Here is a 21,141-nt window from a genome sequence, read left to right as displayed (position 1 = left end):
GCGACCTCTCCGCTGATCCTCCAGGCACAACTCGCGATCGGTAGGGTCGCACACCGTGCGTCTCGTGATCGCCCGCTGTTCCGTCGACTACGCCGGTCGGCTGGCCGCCCATCTCCCCGAAGCGAACCGGCTGATCATGGTCAAGGCCGACGGATGTGTGGCAATCCACGCCGACGGCGGCGCCTACAAGCCACTCAACTGGATGAACGCGCCCAACATCATCACCGAGGTGCACGACGACGACGTGCACCAGTGGGTCGTGACGAACCACAAGAAGGAGACGCTGACGATCACGCTGCACGAGGTGCTCGCCGACAGCGCCCACGAACTCGGCGATGACCCCGGGCTCCAGAAGGACGGCGTCGAGGCGCACCTCCAAGAGCTCCTCGCCGCCTCGCCGCAGGCGATCGAGGACGGGCTCACGCTGGTCCGACGCGAGTACCCGACGGCGATCGGGCCCATCGACCTCGTCTGCCGCGACCCCGAGGACACGGTGGTCGCCGTGGAGGTGAAGCGGCGCGGCGACATCGACGGCGTCGAGCAGCTCGGTCGCTACATCGAGCGGCTGCAGCTCGATTCGTCGCTCGGCGAAATCCGCGGCGTGTTCGTGGCCCAGTCCATCAAGCCGCAGGCCAAGGTGCTCGCCGAGAGTCGAGGTTTCCGCTGGGTCGAGGTCGACTACGACGACCTCCGGGGCATGGCACCCGACGAACTCCGGCTGTTCTGACGCCCGAACCGCCCCGCACCGCCCGCGGCCCGCGGTCGGCGACGGATCGGTACCGTGGTACCGGTGATCCCATCCCGTGAGACCGGCCGCTCCACGCGACGTGCCGTCGCCGCCATCGCGCTGACCACCTCGGTGCTCGCCGGGTGCGGTGCCTCCGACGACGAACGGGTCGAACCCGCCGCGGCGACGACGCCCGCCCCGTCGTCCACGACGGCAGCCGACACGGCGCCACCGACGGTCACACGGGTCGACGAACCGGCGACGGCGACCACCCCGGCCGATCGACTCGACGAGGCCGTCCACCTCACCTGGATCGGCGGATCCGATCTCGACCTCGACGGGCGCTCGGTCCCGGCGGCGGTGATGGCTCGCTCACCGATGCTCGGCGATCGACCCCTCGTCGTGGTCGCCGACACCAAGATCGCGCCACTCCCGGGTGAGGTCGAGGCCCGGGTCGAGCAGGCGGCCGAACGGAACACCGACGGGCTGGTCGTCATCCTCAACCCGTCGTGGCTGAGCTGGGACGGGCACGAGGAGTGTTCGGGCATCACGCCGGCGCACGCCTACTACGCCTGCGTGCTCGAACCCCGTCCCGAGACCGACGTCTCAGCGCTGCGCGACGACGTCCGCAGCCTCGTCGACACGATCGTCGCCACCGGGATCCCGGCCTATCTGTACGTGATCCCCCACTCCGCCGAATCGCTCGCCGACCCCGAGCTCGAACCGCGACTCGCCGCGACCGAGTCACAGTTCGCCGAGTTGGACCCCGAACTCGAGCGCATCGAGTACGTCGGTCACATCCTGTCGCGTGACCTCGAACCGCTCCGAGAGGGCGTGGAGTTCAACGACATGGTCCATCCGAGCGAGGTCGGCGTCGAGGTGTTGGCCGACTTCTTCGCGGGCGAGTTCGTCCGCTTCTTCGGCGCACACACGCCCGCGGACTGAAGTTGCCGGTTTCCGTTCCGCGGGACCGGACACGTTCCCGGTCGTGCACTACGGTCTGATGCCATGCCTCAGCACGTACAAGGAGTCGTCGCCCGCGCCAAGGGCGAGCCCGTCACCCTCGAAACGATCGTCATTCCCGACCCCGGCCCCGGCGAGGCGGTCGTCAAGATCCAGGCGTGCGGTGTCTGCCACACCGACCTGCACTACCGCGAGGGTGGGATCAACGACGAGTTCCCGTTCCTGCTCGGCCACGAGGCCGCCGGCATCGTCGAGTCGGTCGGCGAGGGTGTCACCAACGTCGCACCGGGCGACTACGTGATCCTCAACTGGCGTGCGGTGTGCGGCACGTGCCGGTCGTGTCTCAAGGGCAAGCCCTGGTACTGCTTCAGCACGTTCAATGCCACGCAGAAGATGACCCTCGAGGACGGCACCGAACTCTCCCCCGCCCTGGGCATCGGCGCGTTCGTCGAGAAGACACTGGTGCACTCGGGTCAGTGCACCCCCGTGGATCCCGAGGCACCGGCCACCGCGGCCGGACTCCTCGGGTGCGGCGTGATGGCCGGACTCGGTGCGGCGATCAACACCGGTGAGGTCACCCGCGGTGACTCGGTCGCCGTGTTCGGGTGCGGCGGCGTCGGCGACGCCGCCATCGCCGGTGCCTACCTGGCCGGCGCCTCCACGATCATCGCGATCGACATCGACGACCAGAAGCTCGAGTGGGCCAAGGACTTCGGCGCCACGCACACCTGCAACGCCAACGACACCGACGCCGTCGAGTTCGTCAAGTCGGTCACCGACGGCAACGGGGCCGACGTCTGCATCGAGGCGATCGGCAACCCGCACGTCTACAAGCAGGCGTTCGAGGCGCGCGACCTCGCCGGCACCGTGGTGCTGGTCGGTGTGCCGCACCCCGACCACACCGTCGAGCTGCCGTTCATCGAGATGTTCGGTCGTGGCGGTTCGCTGAAGTCGTCGTGGTACGGCGACTGCCTGCCCAGCCGCGACTTCCCCATGCTGATCGACCTGTACCGACAGGGCCGACTCGACCTCGACCGGTTCGTGAGCGAGACGATCGGGATCGGCGACGTCGAGGAAGCGTTCCACAAGATGGAGCGCGGCGAGGTCCTCCGCAGCGTCGTGGTAGTCGACTCCTGATGGCGATCGAACTGGTCACCACCGACGGGATCTTCGCTCTCGACGGCGGCGAATGGGAGGTCACGAACAACATCTGGATCGTCGGCGACGACCGCGAAGTCGTGGTGTTCGACGCCGCCCACGACGCCCAGCCGATCATCGACGGCATCAACGGCCGTCGGGTCAAGGCGATCGTGCTCACACACGGCCACAACGACCACATCAACGCCGCCGTACCACTCCGTGATGCCGTCGACGCCCCGATCCTGCTCCACACCGACGACCGGATGCTGTGGGACGTCGTGTGGCCGGGCCACGACACCGACGGTGCCGTGATCCCCGGAGAGACCATCGACGTCGGGGGTCACTCGCTCGGCATCCTCCACACGCCTGGTCATTCACCGGGATGCTGCTGCTTCCACGACCAGGCGTCCGGTCTCGTGGTGTCGGGCGACACGCTGTTCTGTGGTGGCCCCGGTGCCACGGGGCGCAGCTACAGCGACGAGCCGACAATCCTGCGGTCGATCATCTCGCAGCTGCTCACGCTGCCCGACGAGACGATCGTGCACACCGGGCACGGCGACACCACCACGATCCGCGACGAGCGCGAGACCGTGATGGCGCGGGCCGCCGAGCTCGGTGTCGCCTGAGTTCGCTCAGCAGCCGCTGCCGGGGAGCTCGGGCTTGACCGAGATCTGGTACGTCACGTCACCGTCGACGTAGAACGTCAGTTGGTTCGCGTCGGCGAACATCTCGGCGACCTCGGCGGCGGGCACCTCGGCACAATCACCGGCGTCGGCCAGCGCCAGCGTCACGTCGGCCGGCCAGTCGAGCACGGTCGGCTCGACCTCGTAGGCCGACAGGTCGTCGACCGGGGTGGCCCTGACGAGGAACGTGTCGGGTTCGAAACGGCGCTCGCCTTCGAGTTGGCCGGCGGTCGCCGCCTCGACGAACGCCTGCAGCTCGCCGCGGTCGCCGGTCTCCGCGGAGCCGTCGAGTCCGCCGATGCCGAGCGCGTAGGCTCGATGGACGTAGGTCTCGCCGTTCGCATGGATGGTCACCACGGTGTCGGGGGCGTCGGCGACGTTGTCGGGCGCGTCGTACTCGCGCTCGGTCAAGAGGCCGTGCTCGGCGGCGAGGTCGAGGAGCGACTGGATGCCGTCCTCCCCGATGTCGCTGACCTGCACGTTCGGCAGGAGCGGGCCCGGGTAGATCTCGATCTGGGGCCCCTGGACGTATTGGCTGCCATCGCCGGCGACCAGGAGGAGCGGGAGTTGCGTGAACACGCCGTCGACCGGCATGAAGCCGCCCTCGTAGCCGATCTCGACCACGACCTCGTCGGCACCGGTCGGATGCTCCAGGGCATCGTCGGACGGAGCGTCGGTCGCTGGGACCGTCGTATCGGGGGTGGGAATGCTGTCGCCCGGCTGCGCGACCGGCTCGGCGCCGTCGTCGCCGCAAGCGGCGAGGACGAGCGCCACGGTGGCGGTGGCGGCAGCGAGGCGGAGTTGGGGGTTGTTGCGTCGTTGCATGGTTCTTCGACGTTCCTACCCCGATCGCAGTTCCCGAAAACATCCGGATGTACCGGATCCACCCGGCATCGGACGCCGCAGTCGCCGTCACTGACACCGGGATAAGGTCGGCAAGGTGCAGCGCATCGAAGGGATCGTCCGGCACTACGACTGGGGAGACCCGACGTTCATCCCCGCGCTGCTCGGGCTCGATCCCGACGGCCGACCCTGGGCCGAACTGTGGCTCGGTACCCATCCGAACGGGCCGTCGATGTTCGACGATGGCGCACCGCTCGTCGACGTCAGCGGCCCGCTCCCCTACCTGCTCAAGGTGCTCGCCTGCTCGCGCCCGCTCTCGCTCCAGACCCATCCCGACCGGGAGCAGGCCAGGGCGGGGTTCGAACGCGGTGTCTTCCTCGACGCCAACCCCAAGCCCGAACTGCTGTGTGCGCTCACGCCGTTCCAGGCCTTGTGTGGGGTCCGCCCCGTCGACGCCACGCTCGGTCTGCTCCGCGGACTCGACATCGAGGCGCTCGCCGACGTGCTTGCCGAGCACGGTCCCGGTGCGGCGCTCGAGGGTCTGTACCGTCACACGATCGATCCCCTGCCGATCGTCGATGCGTGCGCCGATTCGTCACTTCCCGAAGCCGAGTGGGTCCGCCGGTTGGCCGAGCGCTACCCCGGCGATCCGAGCGTCGCCGCGACGCTGTTGCTCAACCTGATCACGTTGAAGCCTGGTGACGCAATCCGGCTCGATGCGGGCAATCTGCACGCCTACCTCCACGGCGCCGGCGTCGAACTCATGGGCGCGAGCGACAACGTGGTGCGCGGCGGCCTCACGACCAAACCGGTCGACGTCGACCTCCTGCTCGCCACTGTCGATCCGACGCCGCTGGTCGAGCCGACGTTGCCGTCGGGGACCCGCTACGACCTGCCCGATGCGGGCGTGTCGTTGCTCCGCCTGGGACCGGGCGAGTCGCACGTCGCCAGCGACCACGAGCTGTCGATCGACCTGCTCGGCAACAGCTGGTACGCCGCACCCGGCGATCGGCTGGTCGCCGACGAGGTCACGTACGTGACGGTCCCGATCGACGGCTGACCCCGGCGGAGAGTCGATCAGACGCCGAGGGCGGCGGCGATCGCGGCGGTTCCGGCGACGAGTGCGTCGGCCTGTGCATCGCTGAGCGACGCGTAGGCGGGCGTCAACAGTTCGTCGGTCATGTCATCGGCTCGCTGCCACGTTGCACGGTCGTCGTCGGTCACGTCGGGTGCCGTCTCGTAGCCGAAGACGGTCACGTCGTCGGGCCGCTTGATCGCGTGCGCCGTGGCGCTGTCGAGCCCCTGAGCGACCAGTGCGAGCAGGTGCACGCTACCGCGGAGTTCGCGGAGCACCATCGCCTGGTGGATGGCGGCGGCCGGAGCATCCTCGGGGACGGGTTCGGCCCGCATCGCCGTGAACAGCGGCAGCGACGCTCCCTCGACCGAGCCGATGATCTGCGACGCAGCGTCGACGAACCCGTCGAGTCCGTCGACCTCCGCCAGCGCCGAACGTCCGAGTTCGTGCGCGCACTGGTGGTACATGCGGGCGGCCTCACGGGGCGCCACACGCTCGGCGGCGGTGGTCCACATCTTGGCGATCAGACCGGGATGGAAGTAGCCGAACGCGCCGTGCACGACGGCCGGTTCGACGTCGCCGAGCACGCCGCCGCGCCCGAGGATGTAGAAGCGGAACCCGTCGAGACCGGCGGCCTTGCCGCGGGCCAGCGTGTCGGGGTGGAAGTAGAACGCCGCACCGACGGTGCCGATCGCGTCGGTGGCTCGCATGATCTCGACGGGGGTCATGCACCCCATGCTCACACTCCGGCGAGTGAGGTAGCGAGTCGGGTCAGCCCGACACCGTCTTGCGGATCTCGACGATCTTCTCGCCGGCGGCATTGGCATCGTCACCCTGCGCTTCGAGCAGCGCCGAACGGTCGCGGGCCGCCTCGCGTTCGGCCACCGCCGTGTCGGCCTTGGCGATCGCTGCGTCGGTCCCGTGTTCGTTGATGAACTCCGCCCACTCGACGAGCGCGTCGACCATCTCGTCTTCGGGCACGACCGCAATGTTGCGGCCCTTGACGAACAGATGACCGCGCTTGTTGCCGGCGGCGATGCCGATGTCGGCCTCGCGAGCCTCGCCCGGCCCGTTGACGACGCATCCCATCACGGCGACCTGGAGCGGGAGCTCGCGCTCGCCGAACGCCTCCATGGCCCGGTTGGCGACGTCGATCACGTCGACCTCCGCGCGGCCGCACGAGGGGCACGCGATCAGGTCGACGTTCTTGCGTTCACGCAGGCCCAGCGCTTCGAGCAGCTGGCGGCCGGCCTTGGCTTCTTCGACGGGGTCGGCGGTGAGCGAGTACCGGATGGTGTCGCCGATGCCCTCCATCAGGAGCGTGGCGATACCGGCGGTGGCCTTGACCAGCCCGGCGGGCGGCGGCCCGGCCTCGGTCACGCCGAGGTGCAGCGGCACATCGGTGACGGCCGACAGCTGCCGGTATGCCTCGACCATCAGCGGCACGCTCGACGCCTTGACGGAGATCTTCATCAGGTCGAAGTCGACCTCGTGGAAGTACGCCATCTCGCGCTGGGCCGATTCGACCATCGCCTCGGGCGTCGCTCCGCCGTACTTCTCGTAGAGCGCCGGGTCGAGCGAGCCGGCGTTGACACCGATCCGGATCGGGATCTGCCGGTCGCGAGCCTCGCTGGCGACGGCTTTGATGTGCTCGGGCTTGCGGATGTTGCCGGGGTTGAGCCGGAGCCCGTGGACGCCGGCCTCCATGGCCGCCAGCGCCATCTTGTACTGGTGGTGGATGTCGGCGATGATCGGCACGGGTGAGCGGGGAACGATCTGGGCGAGGCCTTCGGCGGCCGCCTGCTCGTTGCAGGTGCACCGCACGATGTCGCATCCGGCGGCTGCGAGCGCGTAGATCTGCTGCAGCGTGCCGTCGACGTCGGCCGTCTTGGTGATCGTCATCGACTGGATGCTGATGGGGGCGTCACCGCCGACGGGCACGTCGCCCACCATGATCTGGCGGGTCTTCCGCCGCTCGGTCTTCCAGTCGGTCACGTCCATGGCACGACCGACGCTACCGCGCCGACACCCGTTCATGGCGTAGGGCATCGGGCACATCGCGCCGCACCGGTGATGTCACCGCCAGGTCACGACGTCATCGAGGGCCCGGCGACCGCGTGGGATCGCCGAACGCCCCTCCGTGGGAGGCGGTGCCGGGTGCCCGAGGGCGATCGCCCAGCGGGGTGACCACCGGTCGTCCAAGCCGAGCAGCGTCCGCAGGCCGACGACACGGTCGGGGTCGAGCGTCACCGGGCACGCCCCGAGCCCGACCGCGGCGGCGGCAACGAGGAGCTGCTGCGCCGCTCGACCGCAGTCGAACTCGCCGTCCGCTCCCCCGGTATCGGAGTCGACGCTGAGCACGGCGACCACGGGAGCATCCGTCAGGAACCCGGCGTACGGGCCGGATCGTGCCAGCTCACGACGAAGACGAGCGCCACGACAGACCGTCCAGTGCCACGGCTGTCGGTTCCGGGCCGACCCCGCCCATCGGGCGACATCGAGGATCTGCGTGAGCACGGCATCGTCGACCGCCTCGGCCGTGAACGTCCGAACCGCCCGCATCGACCGAACCAGCCTCACCAGCCGATCGCCCTCACGCTCGCCAGCGAGCCTCCCAGCACCCACGCAATCCCGAGCTCATCGAGGATCCGCCCGAGCGACACCACATGCTCGAGTGGTGTCACGACCTACCAGCCTTCAACCGTCGGATCCCAGCCGTACACCTCGACCATCACATCACGGCCGAGCCGCAACGCCAACACCCGTAGCCGCACCTCGTCACCACCGGCCTCCGGATAACGAGCACGGACGCCGGCCTCGGACAGCCGTTCGCACGTCCGATTCAGTTCGACAACCTGATCGAGTTTCTCGCCGGCGGACATCCCACGCCACCACTCGACGACCTTCTCCACCACGACGCTCGAAGTGTCGCCCGCAACGCCGAGAGCAGAGCTCATGGTGCCAACACTACCGACAGCTGCACTCACCAGATGAGCGCAGAGATGCGGTCATCACCACGACCGCAAGTCCACCCGGTCCCGGCCTAGCGTCCCCAGTGCGGGCGGGATCGGAACCAAACGCCCATTTCGGCAACACCAACGCCGACGTCAATCGCATCGAGTAGCCGCTGAGGCGGACAACGCTTCTACGCGCCGACACCGGGCAACCCGAACAGCCTTCGAGTTGTCAGCCGCGAGCCGCAACGCCACCAACGCAACCGCACCACCCACACACCACCGTCCCAGCCGCGACCAGCAGCGAAGCTGAGCGGGGATCGGTTTTCGTCCTGGCAAGGCGCGACGAGCCCGAACAGCCTTCGGGCTGTGAGCGGCGAGGCGCAACGCCGCCAGGGCGGAAAACGGCCCCGCTCAGCCGACGGGGTCGGTGATGTCGAGGTAGAGCCCGCTCATGAACAGGAACAGCAACACCGTCATCACCGCCATGGCGAACGGCATCATCTTGGCGACGTCCGCGTAGTACCGCTGGCCGCCGCGCTCGCGCAACCGCTCGTAGGTGGCGATCGCCGCGTGGCCGCCGTCGAGCGGCAGCAGCGGGAACATGTTAAACACGCCGACGAACACGTTCAGCACGGCGAGCAGGAACAGGATGCCGATGATCCCCTGGGCGTCGCCGACGTCGTCACTGAGGCCGGTGACCCCGACCAGGGTGGTCGGACGGGTCTCGAGGTCGTCGTTGCTGCCCGTGACGTGCGTGAAGATGTTGACCGGGTTCAGCACCCGAACCGCACCCTTGGTCATCTCCCACGAGGTCGGGAAGATGTCGGTGACCGCGTTGACGGCGGCGGCGGGGACGGAGTGTTCGATCGTGTCGTAGTAGGCCCCGCTCGACACACCGACGTACGGCTTGCCGAAGAGGACCGATTCCTCGTCGGTGTTGGCACCGAGCGTCACGGGGATCGTGAGCGCCTGCCCCTCACGGAGCACGTCGAACGCGAGCGAGGTGCCCGGCTCGTTGGCCTGGACCAGACGTCCGAGATCGGCGGAACCACCGACCTCTTCGCCGTCGATCGACAGCACCACGTCGCCCGGCTCGAGGCCGGCGACGGCCGCGGGACCGGCTTCCTGGACGATGCCGATCTCGGCACCGTCGCGCTCGACGACCTCGCCGTCGGCGACGTACACCACGAACAGCAGCGCGATCGCGATCAGCATGTGCATGATCGATCCGGCCGAGATCACGAGCAGCCGCTTCGGGTAGCTCTTCGAGCGATAGGTGCGATCCTCGTCGCCCGCCTCGACCTCGTCCATGTTGTTCATGCCGATGATGCGGACGAACGCACCGAGCGGTAGCGCTCGCACGCCGTACTCGGTCTCGCCCCGGCGGAAACTCCACAGTCGGGGTCCGAACCCGATGAAGAACTGCGTCGCCTTCATGCCGGTCCAGCGAGCGGTGACGAAGTGGCCGGTCTCGTGCAGGAAGATCGCGATCAGCACCCCGACGACGAACACCAGCCACCAGATGCTGAACAGCCCGAGGATGCCGATGAGTGCGACCACGCCGAGCACCCCGACGGCGCCGCGGAGACCACCGACGAGCTCGTCGTCGGACTTCTCCACGACCGAGCCGCCGGCCATCACCTCACTGGTGAACCGGCCGTGCTGCGGCTTCGCTTCCGTTCGTTCGTCGGTGGACATCTACTTCGCCAATCTCTGCTGGATCACACGCTCTGCTCGGCGACGGGCCGTGCCGTCGGCGGCGATGACATCGTGGACAGTATCTGGTGCGACGCCGTCATACTCGTCGAGCACCGCAGCACACACATCGGCAATTCCCGTCCACGAGATGAGCCCGTCGAGGAATGCGTCGACGGCGACTTCGTTCGCCGCGCTGAGCCACGCCGGCGCCGCACCGCCGGCGCGACCGACCGCGTAGGCGAGATCGAGGCAGCGGAACGTCGCCCGGTCAGGCGGTTCGAAGTCGAGGCGTGACAGCGTGGTCCAGTCGATGCGACCGAACGCAGTGCCGATCCGATGGGGATACCCGAGGGCGTAGCCGATCGGCAACCGCATGTCGGGCATGCTGAGCTGGGCGATCGTCGAACCGTCGGTGAACTCGGCCATCGAGTGCACGATCGACTGCGGGTGGACGACGACGTCGATGTCGTCGTAGGCGACGCCGAACAGTTCGTGCGCCTCGATGACCTCGAGGCCCTTGTTCATCAGGGTGCTGGAGTCCACCGTGATCTTCGGACCCATCGACCAGGTCGGATGTTTCAGCGCTTCGGCGACGGTGACCGAGGCGAGTTCGTCGGCGGATCGACCACGGAACGGACCGCCGCTCGCCGTCAGCACGATGCCGCTGATCTCACGCGGATCGAGCGACGATCGGAGACACTGGTGCACCGCACAGTGCTCGCTGTCGACCGGCACCAGTTCGGCGCCCGGCGTGTCGCGCAGCGGCTGCACCACCGGGCCGGCGGCGATCAGGCTCTCCTTGTTGGCCAGCCCGAGGCGCTTACCGGCACGCAGGGTCTCGGTGGTGACCGACAGCCCGGCGAAACCGACGACGCCGTTGATCACGACATCGGCGTCGACGATCAGTTCGGCCTGGTCGGCGACGACGTAGACGTCGGGGAGTTCGGCCGCAACTCGCTTCCGTTCGGCCTCGTCGGCGACCGCCACGACCGCCGGACGGAACTCACGGGCCTGTTCGATCAGGGCGTCGGCGGAGGAACCGACACCGAGCGCAACCACCTCGTACCGGTCGAGCCCTTCGGCTCGGATGACGTCGAGCGTCTGCGTGCCGATCGAACCGGTGGAACCGGCGATCGCGACTCGGACCGGAGCCATCGACGAGCGTCGGGATCAGCCGACGAAGTTCGTCCAGGGCTCGAGGACGAGGGTGAGGTAGTACACGGCCGGGAGGCTGAACAGGAACCCGTCGAACCGGTCGAGGATGCCGCCGTGACCCTTCACGATCGAACCGAAGTCCTTCACGTCGAGGTTGCGCTTGAACATGCTCTCGACGAGATCGCCCATCGGCGCCATGATCGAGATCACCACGGCGAGCGCCAGCAGATGCCAGTAGGAGGTCCAGGTCGAGCTGCTCTCACTGATGCCGACGAGCATGAGGGCGATCACCGTGAGCATCGCTCCACCCATGAAACCCTCGACGGTCTTGTTGGGGCTGATCCAGTGGCGGAGCGGGGTGCGCCCGACGGCCGACCCGACGAACAGCGCGCCGACGTCGTTGGCGACGACACCCAGCGCCAACAGGAACAACGTGTCGGTGCCTCGATGCTCGGCCACCTCGAGCAGGCTGCCCGAGTTGGTCGAGAAACGCAGGATCAGCATCGCGAACGAACCGAGCAAGCCGATCCAGACGATGCCGAGCGTGGTGATCGACACGTTCGGCATCGGACCGGCCTCGACGCTGCGGGCGCCGATGAAACTCGCAGCCGTGGCCATGAACCCGAACGCGAAGACGAGCGGCAATGCGCCGACACCGAGCCAATAGGCGGTCAGCGGGGCGGCGACGCAGGCGACGATCCCCGGGACGACGGCCGGCCGGTAACCCTTTTCGGCGACCTTGTCGTAGAACTCGACGGCGGCCAGACCGAGGATCACGACGATCAGGGCGGCGGCGGCGACCGGCTTGTACATGAGTGCGGCGATGAACGCTGCGGCGAGACCGAGGCCGACGGCGATCGCCGCCGGCATGTCACGGCCCGACGCTCGGGGCGCCGGCGCGTGGGTGGCCCGCGGCGGCGGGGTGCCTCCGCCGCGGCGGCGGGGCGAAGGGGGCTGGCGCCGGGGCATACCGGACGGGTCGGTACCGATCGTGATGCGGCTCGGCTCGCTCTCGACGGCCGCCGACTCGCCGGTGACCCGACGGTGCTGACCGGACACGGCGCCGTGTTCGTCGGTCACCCGACGGTGCTGCGCCGTGGGCAGCTGTTCGTCGACCGCCCCGCTGTCGGTGACGGCGGGTTCGTCGTCTTTCCACACGGGCGACTCCGACGAGAACGACGACCACACGTCGAGTTCTTCGTCATCGTCGTGACCGGCGTCGGCCTGCGCCTCGAAGCGCGGGATCTCACCGGTCGGCGGTTCGGTCCAGTGCGGCAGCGATCCGGTGTCGCTGTCGCCGAAGGTGATCGCGTCGGAGGATTCCGCATCGGGCTCGGCGGCGACGGGCGGCAGGTTCTGCGTCGGCTCGGCGTCGTCGAACAACGAGCCGAACTCGCTGAAATCGTCGTCGCGGCGACTCCGCCAGCTCTCATCGCTCATCGATTGCGTCCCTTCCCCATCAGGTGATCAGCTCGGGCTCAGACCTCGAGCAGCTCTGCTTCCTTGCGTCCGAACGCGGCGTCGATCTTGTCGACGTGTTCGGCAGTGATCTTCTCGAGTTCCTTCTCGGCCCGCTCGAGATCGTCGGCCGAGATGTCGCCGGCCTTCTCCGATGCCTCCATCGCCTTGCGGGCATCGCGACGGATGTTCCGGATCGCGATGCGGCCGTCCTCGGACATCGTCTTGACGACCTTGACGTAGTCGCGACGACGCTCCTCGGTCAACGGCGGGAAGTTCAATCGGATGACGACGCCGTCGTTGTTGGGCGACACGCCCAGGTCGCTGTCGCGAATGGCCCGCTCGATCGCCCCGAGCGAGCTGCGGTCGTGTGGCTTGACCATCAGCATCCGGGCCTCCGGCACCGAGATCGACGCCATCTGCTGGATCGGCACCTGCGCACCGTAGTACTCCGCCGTCAAGCGCTCGACGAGCGCCGGCGCAGCACGGCCCGTTCGGACGGTCGAGAACTGGACTTGGACGTGCTCGACCGCCTTGTCCATCTTGTCCATGGCATCGAGCAGGGTTTCTTCGGTCACACGGACCAGCGTAACCAGGGATTGGGCGACGGGGGGAGATACGCCGCGAACGTGCGTCAGTGAATGATCGTGCCGACGTCGCCGCCGGTCAGGATCGTCCGGAGCGCGCCGTCGGCGGACATGTCGAACACCACGATCGGGATCTCGTTGTCGCGACAGAAGGCGATCGCGGTCGCGTCCATGACCTTGAGGTCCTGGTTCATGACGTCCATGTAGTCGATCTCGTCGTACTTCGCCGCGTCGGCGTTCGTGCGTGGATCGCTGTCGTAGACCCCGTCGACGCCCGAATGGGTGCCCTTGAGCAGCGCGTCGGCCTCGATCTCCGCAGCTCGCAGGGCGGCGGCGGTGTCGGTGGTGAAGAACGGGTTGCCGGTACCGGCGGCAAAGATGACGACGCGGCCCTTCTCGAGGTGCCGCATCGCCCGGCGTCGGATGTACGGCTCGGCGATCCGGGGCATCTCGATCGCCGACTGCACGCGGGTGGGCTGACCACGCCGCTCGAGCGCATCTTGGAGCGCGAGGGCGTTCATGACCGTGCCGAGCATGCCGATGTGATCGCTCTGCGTCGCGTCCATCCCCTCCATCGCGCCGGTACGGCCACGCCAGAAGTTGCCCCCACCGACCACGACGGCGACGTCGACGCCGAGGTTCTGACGGATGTCGATGATCTCGGTCGCCGTCTGATCGAGCGTCGGCCCGTCGAGTCCCCGACCCGACTCGCCGGCGAGCGCCTCACCCGACGGCTTGAACACGATCCGCTTCCAGCGAGGCGTCGGTGTCACGGGCTGCTCGTCAGACATCGCCGGAGAGTTTGACAGATCGACCCGGCGCATCGCGCATCATTCCCGGCGTCGGAGGTTCGTACGATGTCCACATGGCGGATTCGGGCAGGTCGTGGGCGGCACCCACCGGCGTCCCCGAGGGCACGACCGGTTGGTACCTCGCCGACGACGGCGAGTGGTACCGGTCGGACCGCTCCCCGGCGCCCGGATACGTGCTCGCGGACGACGGTCGCTGGCGTCCGGCCGGGCACGAGCGCTGGCGGCTGTCGGGCTGGGGGCTCGGCGACGTCTGGTGGGGTGTGCTCGCCTACGTCGTCGCCGGACTGGCGGGTGGACTCGCACTCGTGGGCATCGAGGCGATCACCGGCGACCCGATCGACGGCGACGGACCGGTCGCGATCGCAGCGTTCGTCGGACTCAACGCGATCGCCACGGTGGGTGTCGTGGTGCTGGCGACCCGCCGGCGCGGCCAGGGCAGTCTGCGGGCCGACTTCGGACTCGAGATGCGCCGGTGGGATCCGCTCGTGGGTCTCGGGACGGGGTTCGCGGCCCTGATGGTCGCAGGACTCGCGAGCTACGGCATCGACACTGCGTTCGGCGCCGAGGAACCGACGAGCAACGTCCCGCTCGACGAACTGGCATCGTTCGGTGACTTCGCCGTGTTCTTCGTCGCCGTGGCGATCGTGACACCGATCGTGGAGGAACTCTTCTTCCGAGGGCTGCTGTATCGCAGCATCCTGAAACGTGGCCGTTCACCGCGACGAGCGATCCCGATCACCACGCTCGTCTTCGTGCTCCCCCATCTCCCGGCGGTCGGCAGCTGGCCCGAGGTCGTGAGTCTGTTCGCGTCGATCGGGGTGCTCGGTCTGGGGTTCAACCTGGCCTGCCACTGGACCGGCAACCGACTCGCCGCGCCGATCGTCGCCCACTTCGTCGTCAACGGGCTCGCGGTCGTCGCGCTCTACGTCGGCCAGTGATCGATCTCGCGATAGACCGGTGAACGTGAACGCTCCCGCCGACCGCCCACTCGTCGCGACCTACCGACTCCAACTCACACCGACGTTCGGATTCGCGCAGGCCACCGGGCTGATCGAGTCGATCGCGTCGCTCGGCGCGAGTCATCTGTACCTGTCGCCGGTCGCCGAGGCGATGGCGGGCAGCAGCCACGGGTACGACGTCGTCGACCACCGACGTGTCCGGACCGAGTTCGGCGGCGAGGCCGGACTGTTCGACCTGCTCGACGCAGCCGGCGCGGCCGGTCTCGGCGTGATCATCGACCACGTCCCGAACCATGCGTCCGTCGAACGCCCCGACCTGAACCCCTCCTGGTGGGAGATGTTGCGAGGCGGGCCCGAATCGCCGGCCGCGGCGTGGTTCGACGTCGACTGGGAGTACGCCGGCGGCAAGGTGATCATCCCCCAGCTCGGCGCTCCGGTGGCCGAACTCGTCGAGCGTGGCGAGCTCACCGTCGCCGCCGGCGACGACGGCCACGAGATCCGGTACGGACCGTTGCGTTACCCGATGGCCGCCGGCACCGAGGACTTGCCGATCGACGAAGCCCTCGCTGCGCAGCACTTCGAGCTCGAGTGGTGGCGATCGCCGCGACGCAACGTCCGCCGCTTCTTCACGATCGACAACCTGGTGGCCCTGTGCGTCGAGCACGACGACGTCGCCGCCGCGGTCGACACGATCCCGCGGCTCCTCGCGGAACACGAGGCGTTCGCGGGCGTTCGCGTCGACCACGTCGACGGTCTCGCCGACCCCGAGGGGTACCTCCGCGCACTGCGGTCGGTGATCGGCGACCGGTGGCTGGTCGTGGAGAAGATCCTCGCCCCCGACGAGACGCTCCCCACGTCGTGGCCGGTCGCCGGCACGACCGGGTACGAGCAGGTGACGGCGGCCGAGCACACGCTGCTCGACCCGTCGGGCCTCGACCCGCTCGACGGGCTCTGGCGTGAACTGGCCGCCGAGTCCGGACAACCCCACGAGTTCCACGCCCTCGAAGCCACCGCCCGGCGCGAGGTGCTCGATGGTGGGCTGCGACCCGACCTCGACCGCCTCGTGAGGGCCGTTCGGCGCGACCGGGGGCCGTCCGACGAAGATCTCCGGACCGGATTCGTCGAGTTGACGCTCGCCCTCGATCGGTACCGCACCTACCTGCCCGACCCCGAGTCGGTCGCCGTACTCGACACCGCCGAGCAGGTGGCGCTCGGACGTACACCGCAACACGCCGCCGCCATCGCGGCCGTCGCCTCCCTCGTCCGCACCGACGACGTCGTGCGAACCCGGTGGCAGCAGCTCACCGGCCCGGTGATGGCCAAGGGGGCGGAAGACCGGGCCTTCTACCGGCACCAGCGACTGTCGTCGATGTGTGAGGTCGGCGGCAGCCCTGGCACCTGGACGCTCGACGTCGCGGATTTCCACAACCACCAGCAGCGGGTCCAGTCGGGCTGGCCGACCACGATGTTGACCGCGACCACCCACGACACCAAGCGCTCGGCGGCGGTACGTGCCCGATCGCTCGCGTTGGTGACCCGGGCCGACGAATGGTCCGACCTCGTGCGAGCGTGGATCTCGGAGCACGACCTCGGGTCGCTCCACACGACCGACGTGTCGCTCGCGCTCCAGACGGTCGTGGCGGCGTGGCCGCTCGACGCCGACCGCCTCCACCAGTACCTCGTCAAGGCCTCGAGAGAAGCCGACCTCGTCACCAGCTGGACCGAGCCCGACGACACGTACGAAGCTGCCCTGCACTCGCTCGCGACCACGCTGGTCGACGAAGCCGGCGATGAGCGCACGCCGCTCGCCCGGATGGCATCCGACGTCGTGGGGCCAGGCAGTTCGATCGGTCTGCGGCTCCTCGCACTGCAGCTCACCTGCCCCGGCGTGCCCGACCTGTACCAGGGCGCGCCCCGCGAGTTGCTGTCGCTCGTCGATCCCGACAACCGACGCCGACCCGGATGGTCGGCGTGGGGCGACCTGGTCGACGACGCTCTGGCCCGAAACGCTCCCATCGACCTCGACGAGCCCGACCTCGCACGCACACGGTTCGTCGGGCGCGTGTTCGCCGCCCGCCGCGAGCACGCGGCAGCGTTCGGTCCCCGTGCCGGCTACGTGCCGCTGGAGTCGGACGGCCCCGATGCACGACGGGTCATCGCGTTCGCCCGGGCCGACCCCGACGGCGTACCCGCCGTGACCACCGTCGCCGTCCGACCGGGCGCATCCGACCTGGACGCGTCCGTCGCCGTTCCCGGTGCTCGGTGGCACGATCTCGTGCACGACGTCGAGGTGGCCGCCGGGTCGATCGACGTCGCCGCGCTCACGGGCGACGACGGGGTCGCCGTGTTGAGGCGTTCCTGACCTTCAGCCTGCTCGTGGGGCGACCCACAGTCGGGCCGAGAACGCCGGCGTCGAGACGGTCGCTGCGGTGGCCGGTTCGCCACCCCACCGCTCCGCCGACGAATCGAACAGCTCGGACCCGGCCTCGAAGGTGCCGGCGTCGTTCACATCGAGCGACACGTCGATCGGCCGATCGGAGAAGTTGAACCGAGCGACCGCCACCGACGTCGCCGACGCGCGAACGACGGTGAGTACCGCTCCATCGAGCAGCACCTGCTGTTCGGCATCCGGGTCGGTCAGCACCGGTGTCTCCCGACGGATGCGGAGCAACTCGGTGTACATCGCGAGCAGCGCAGCGTTGGCGCCGGATTCGGCGACCGAGGGGTCGAGCACGGCCGCCGCGAACGTCGCCGGATCGGCGGGGTCGGCCACGCCGCCTCCCCAATCGACATCGGCGAACTCGGCCTGGCGCCCACGACGGACGGCGTCGACCAGTTCGGGGTCACCATGGTCGACGAAGTACGGGAAGGGTGCCGGTTCGCCGTACTCCTCGCCCATGAAGAGCATCGGCGTGAACGGCGACAGCAGCACGAACGCCGCAGCGAGACGGCGTCGCGGATCGGTCGGCGCAGCATCGTGCAGCATCCGCTCGCCGCGTGGGGTGTTGCCCACATGGTCGTGGTTCGTCGCGAACACGACGAAACGCGCCGGGTCGATGCCGGTCGCCGGTGCGCCGTGTCGGCGTCGGAGGGTCGGCGAGTACTGGCCCCGATAGACCCAGCGGTGTTCGAGCGCTGCAGCGAGGTCGCGGACCCCCTCGTAGGCCGCGTAGTACTCGTGGCGCTCGCCCGTCAGCGCCACCCGGAGGGCGTGGTGCACGTCGTCGTTCCAGACGGCATCTGCCCCCCAACCGTGCGAGGCGACCGGGCGCACCATCGAGGGATCGTTCGCCGCGCTCTCCAGTGTCACCAGCACCGTTCGCCCGGCTCGTTCACCGGCTTCCTGTACCGCAGCGACGAGTTCTTCGACCATCGGGCGAGCCGTCGGGTCGACGATCGCGTGGACGGCGTCGAGGCGCAAGCCGTCGACGTGGAAGTCGTCGACCCAGCCGACGGCGCTCTCGATGAAGTACCGCCGGACGTCGTCGCTGCCGGGTCCGGCGACATTGACGGCCGGACCCCACGGCGTGCCGTAGGCATCGGTGAAGTAGGGCCCGAACGCTCCGAGCACGTTGCCCTCCGGACCGACGTGGTTGTACACGACGTCGAGCACCACGCCCAGGCCGTGAGCGTGGGCAGCGTCGACGAAGCGGGCGAACCCTTCGGGTCCGCCGTACGAGTGCTGGACCGCCGACGGGAAGACGCCGTCGTAACCCCAGTTGCGCTCGCCCGGGAACGCGTTGACGGGCATCACCTCGACGAGGGTGACGCCGAGGTCGGCGAGGTGCTGCAGCCGCCCGATCGCCGCATCGAACGTGCCGCCCGGCGTGAACGTGCCCACGTGCAACTCGTACAGCACGGCGTCGTCGAGGGACACCCCGGTCCACTCGTGATCGCTCCAGGCGAACCGACCCGGATCGACGACGGCGGATGCGCCGTGCACGCCGTCCGGCTGCCAGCGCGACGCCGGGTCGGGAAGCGGGTCGCCGTCGTCGAGTCGGACCCGGTACCGATCGCCGGCGCCGATCTCGGCGACGACGCCGACCCAGGTCAAGCGACCAGCGACGTCGGGATCCTCAGTCGACGTCAGGCCGAAGACCGCGCCGGAGCGCTCGGCGACGATGTCGACGCTGGTGGCATCGGGCGCCCACACCTCGAAGCGTGTTCCGTCAGCGACCGGTGTCGCCCCGAGACGGCCCGTCATGACGCCGCCGGGTCGACCGGCGGTCGGCCGGAGGGTGTGTCGTCCACGCTCGCAGCACGGCTCAGGATGCGGAGGCGGCTTCGCACGGTCTCGTCGGCGAGCACTTCGGACGTCGGTCGGTCGAGACGACGCTGCCAGATCCCCGGCACGACGCGGCCGGGCAGATTGTGCGGGCGCCGTTCGCCGAGCAGATCGTCCAGGTCGACCACGAGCATGGCGGCATCGCTCGCCGCGAGGCGTTCGAGCACCGCGTCCAACAGGTCGTCGATCGGTTCGTCCCGACTCGCGGCCAGATTGCGGATGTAGGTCGTCAGGTCGGTGGTGGCCACGTGCTCGGCGAATGCTGCCATGTCGTGGGTTCGCACGCCGGTGACGCTGCGTGCGGGAATGTCGGCGAGCTGCGCTTCGCCGGTCGTGAACTGCTCCTCGTACATGCCGAGCATTTCCCAGTCGTCGAGGGCGACGCCGACCTCGGGCGGCACCGTGCCGAGGTTCTCCCCCACGACCGCGACATCGGCCACGGCGGCACTGGCAGCGATGACGGCGAGCAGCTCTCGCTCGGGATACCGGACGTAGACGCCCCGGTCGGCAGAGCTGCCGTCGGGGATCCACCAGAGCCGGTGGACGGCCATCACGTGGTCGATGCGCAGCATCGTCGCGTGCCGCCCGGCCCGCTCGATCATCTGACGCCAGAGCCCGTAGCCGCTGTCTCGCATCTGGCCGGGCAACTGGGGCGGGAAACCCCAGTTCTGACCGTCGACGAAGAACGTGTCGGGCGGAGCACCCACCGCCGTGTCGGGTGCGAACAGACGCGGGTGCGCCCATGCTTCGTAGCCGGCGGGGTGCGAACCGATCGGCAGATCGATCGACAGTCCGGCGCTGCCGGGGGCGGCCCCGATCGCCCCGATCTGTTCATCGCACAGCAGCTGGGCCAGCACGTGCGAGCGCTCGACGATCTCGCCACCGGCAGGGTCACGGTCGGCCATGAACCGGGCGTAGGCACCGACGTCGGGATGGGCGGCGACGAACTGGCTCAGTCGCCGGAGGAGCGCCGGGTCGGCAGCGGCGGCGGCTTCGACCAGTTGGCGCCGGCGACGAGCGCCGACAACACGCCAGTCGACCACATCACCGAACTCGGGGACCGGGGCGGCAGGCAGCACGTCGTCGTCGATGTACGACTCGTTCCAGTGCAGCCGACTGATCGGCGAGTACGGGCTCGGATCGAACGGCTCGTCGAGGAACGTCGCATAGAGCGGCAACGTCGCCAGCGTGTCGACGCCGCGCTCGCCCAACGTCACGGCGAGCGACCGCAGGTGCTCGTACGCCGGCATCGGATCGTCGCGTTCCCAGAGGGCGTAAGCCGGCACGAACAGGCTGCTCCAGGCACGGTCCGGGTCGAGACCGGGCATGGTCGCCGGGGGTACGACGATCGTGCACTCCTCGACGTGGGCACCCGACTCGACCGTGAGGACGTGACACCCGATCGGCAACTCGGGCAGGGTGATCGCTCCGGGCGTCGACCCGGGGGCGACCGCCGTGCGTGTGCCGCCGACGATCAGCGAGGCATCATCGACCCGGCCCTGGACACCGATCCTGATCGCGCCTCGCGAGCCACCGGGATCGACCACGTGGACACCGTCGACGACGTGGCGCCGCGACTCCGCGCGATCGGCCTCGAGGATCTCCACCACTCGGGCCAGAACGTCGGGGTCTGCGTCGTGCGGGACCTGATCAACGTCCTCGTAGCGGACGACGACACCGAGATCGGTGGCGCGCTGCGCGAGCTCGGGCGAGGAGGATCGGTCGGTCGGTCGGCGCGTCATGTCCGGGACTCCTGCAGTTCGGCGAGCGAGGAGGTCCGAGGTCTCGGTCGCTCACGG

The 21,141-nt window shown here is 69.0% G+C and carries 19 protein-coding genes; 7 read left to right on the top strand and 12 right to left on the bottom strand.

Features of this window, described 5'->3' with window-relative positions:
- Nucleotides 1-55: 55 nt before the first annotated feature.
- The 4 genes from nucS (at nt 56) to R8G01_21870 (ending at nt 3,456) form a co-directional block, all read left to right on the top strand.
- Nucleotides 56-727: an endonuclease NucS gene (gene nucS / locus R8G01_21885; protein ID MDW3216658.1), complete on the top strand. Its 672-nt coding sequence runs from the start codon at nt 56-58 to the stop codon at nt 725-727.
- 63 nt (nt 728-790) lie between these two features.
- On the top strand, nt 791-1,672 hold the full coding sequence (locus tag R8G01_21880; GenBank protein MDW3216657.1) for a hypothetical protein: 882 nt from the start codon (nt 791-793) through the stop codon (nt 1,670-1,672).
- A 63-nt stretch (nt 1,673-1,735) separates the two neighbouring features.
- A complete protein-coding gene (locus tag R8G01_21875) occupies nt 1,736-2,827 on the top strand; it encodes an S-(hydroxymethyl)mycothiol dehydrogenase (GenBank protein MDW3216656.1) in 1,092 nt (363 codons plus the stop codon).
- The gene (locus R8G01_21870) at nt 2,827-3,456 is read left to right on the top strand and encodes an MBL fold metallo-hydrolase (GenBank protein MDW3216655.1); all 630 of its coding nucleotides are present in this window, start codon (nt 2,827-2,829) and stop codon (nt 3,454-3,456) included. Before R8G01_21875 ends, R8G01_21870 begins: the two co-directional genes overlap by 1 nt.
- 6 nt (nt 3,457-3,462) lie before the next feature.
- Here the strand turns inward: R8G01_21870 and R8G01_21865 are convergent, their stop codons facing one another.
- Complete coding sequence (locus R8G01_21865) at nt 3,463-4,338, bottom strand: hypothetical protein (protein MDW3216654.1); 876 nt, start codon at nt 4,336-4,338, stop codon at nt 3,463-3,465.
- A gap of 115 nt (nt 4,339-4,453) precedes the next feature.
- On the opposite strand from R8G01_21865, the gene manA reads away from it, so the two are divergent.
- Nucleotides 4,454-5,416, top strand: coding sequence for a mannose-6-phosphate isomerase, class I (gene manA, locus R8G01_21860; GenBank protein ID MDW3216653.1), 963 nt, complete (start codon nt 4,454-4,456; stop codon nt 5,414-5,416).
- 17 nt (nt 5,417-5,433) lie between these two features.
- Here the strand turns inward: manA and R8G01_21855 are convergent, their stop codons facing one another.
- The 9 genes from R8G01_21855 to pyrH all read right to left on the bottom strand — a co-directional run bounded on the left by R8G01_21855 (nt 5,434) and on the right by pyrH (nt 14,077).
- Entirely contained in the window at nt 5,434-6,159 is a 726-nt protein-coding gene (locus tag R8G01_21855) for a hypothetical protein (GenBank protein ID MDW3216652.1), read from the bottom strand.
- Between the two features lie 43 nt (nt 6,160-6,202).
- Nucleotides 6,203-7,432 (bottom strand): flavodoxin-dependent (E)-4-hydroxy-3-methylbut-2-enyl-diphosphate synthase, encoded by a 1,230-nt coding sequence (gene ispG / locus R8G01_21850; GenBank protein ID MDW3216651.1) that lies wholly within the window; start codon nt 7,430-7,432, stop codon nt 6,203-6,205.
- A 75-nt stretch (nt 7,433-7,507) separates the two neighbouring features.
- Nucleotides 7,508-8,011, bottom strand: coding sequence for a nitroreductase family protein (locus R8G01_21845; protein MDW3216650.1), 504 nt, complete (start codon nt 8,009-8,011; stop codon nt 7,508-7,510).
- Between the two features lie 107 nt (nt 8,012-8,118).
- Nucleotides 8,119-8,388, bottom strand: coding sequence for a hypothetical protein (locus R8G01_21840; protein ID MDW3216649.1), 270 nt, complete (start codon nt 8,386-8,388; stop codon nt 8,119-8,121).
- 411 nt (nt 8,389-8,799) lie between these two features.
- Entirely contained in the window at nt 8,800-10,086 is a 1,287-nt protein-coding gene (locus R8G01_21835) for a M50 family metallopeptidase (GenBank protein ID MDW3216648.1), read from the bottom strand.
- Nucleotides 10,087-11,241 (bottom strand): 1-deoxy-D-xylulose-5-phosphate reductoisomerase, encoded by a 1,155-nt coding sequence (gene dxr, locus R8G01_21830; GenBank protein ID MDW3216647.1) that lies wholly within the window; start codon nt 11,239-11,241, stop codon nt 10,087-10,089.
- Between the two features lie 15 nt (nt 11,242-11,256).
- Nucleotides 11,257-12,681, bottom strand: coding sequence for a phosphatidate cytidylyltransferase (locus R8G01_21825; GenBank protein ID MDW3216646.1), 1,425 nt, complete (start codon nt 12,679-12,681; stop codon nt 11,257-11,259).
- Nucleotides 12,682-12,719: 38 nt separating this feature from the next.
- Nucleotides 12,720-13,277 carry a ribosome recycling factor gene (gene frr, locus R8G01_21820; protein MDW3216645.1) on the bottom strand — a complete coding sequence of 186 codons (558 nt, stop codon included), beginning with the start codon at nt 13,275-13,277 and terminating at the stop codon, nt 12,720-12,722.
- A 56-nt stretch (nt 13,278-13,333) separates the two neighbouring features.
- A complete protein-coding gene (gene pyrH, locus R8G01_21815; GenBank protein MDW3216644.1) occupies nt 13,334-14,077 on the bottom strand; it encodes a UMP kinase in 744 nt (247 codons plus the stop codon).
- Nucleotides 14,078-14,151: 74 nt separating this feature from the next.
- On the opposite strand from pyrH, the gene R8G01_21810 reads away from it, so the two are divergent.
- On the top strand, nt 14,152-15,036 hold the full coding sequence (locus tag R8G01_21810) for a CPBP family glutamic-type intramembrane protease (protein ID MDW3216643.1): 885 nt from the start codon (nt 14,152-14,154) through the stop codon (nt 15,034-15,036).
- A 25-nt stretch (nt 15,037-15,061) separates the two neighbouring features.
- On the top strand, nt 15,062-17,419 hold the full coding sequence (treY, locus tag R8G01_21805; GenBank protein ID MDW3216642.1) for a malto-oligosyltrehalose synthase: 2,358 nt from the start codon (nt 15,062-15,064) through the stop codon (nt 17,417-17,419).
- A gap of 3 nt (nt 17,420-17,422) precedes the next feature.
- Here the strand turns inward: treY and treZ are convergent, their stop codons facing one another.
- Together treZ and R8G01_21795 are read right to left on the bottom strand one after the other, a co-directional pair.
- Nucleotides 17,423-19,261: a malto-oligosyltrehalose trehalohydrolase gene (treZ, locus tag R8G01_21800; GenBank protein MDW3216641.1), complete on the bottom strand. Its 1,839-nt coding sequence runs from the start codon at nt 19,259-19,261 to the stop codon at nt 17,423-17,425.
- Nucleotides 19,258-21,084, bottom strand: coding sequence for a 4-alpha-glucanotransferase (locus tag R8G01_21795; protein ID MDW3216640.1), 1,827 nt, complete (start codon nt 21,082-21,084; stop codon nt 19,258-19,260). The genes treZ and R8G01_21795 overlap by 4 nt, the downstream gene beginning before the upstream one ends.
- Nucleotides 21,085-21,141 lie beyond the last annotated feature (57 nt).

It is taken from the genome of Ilumatobacteraceae bacterium, assembly GCA_033344875.1.
In the GTDB taxonomy this organism is placed as follows: Bacteria; Actinomycetota; Acidimicrobiia; order Acidimicrobiales; family Ilumatobacteraceae; genus Ilumatobacter.
Note: the sequence above shows the minus strand (reverse complement) of the source record. Positions and strands in the feature narration are given on the sequence as shown.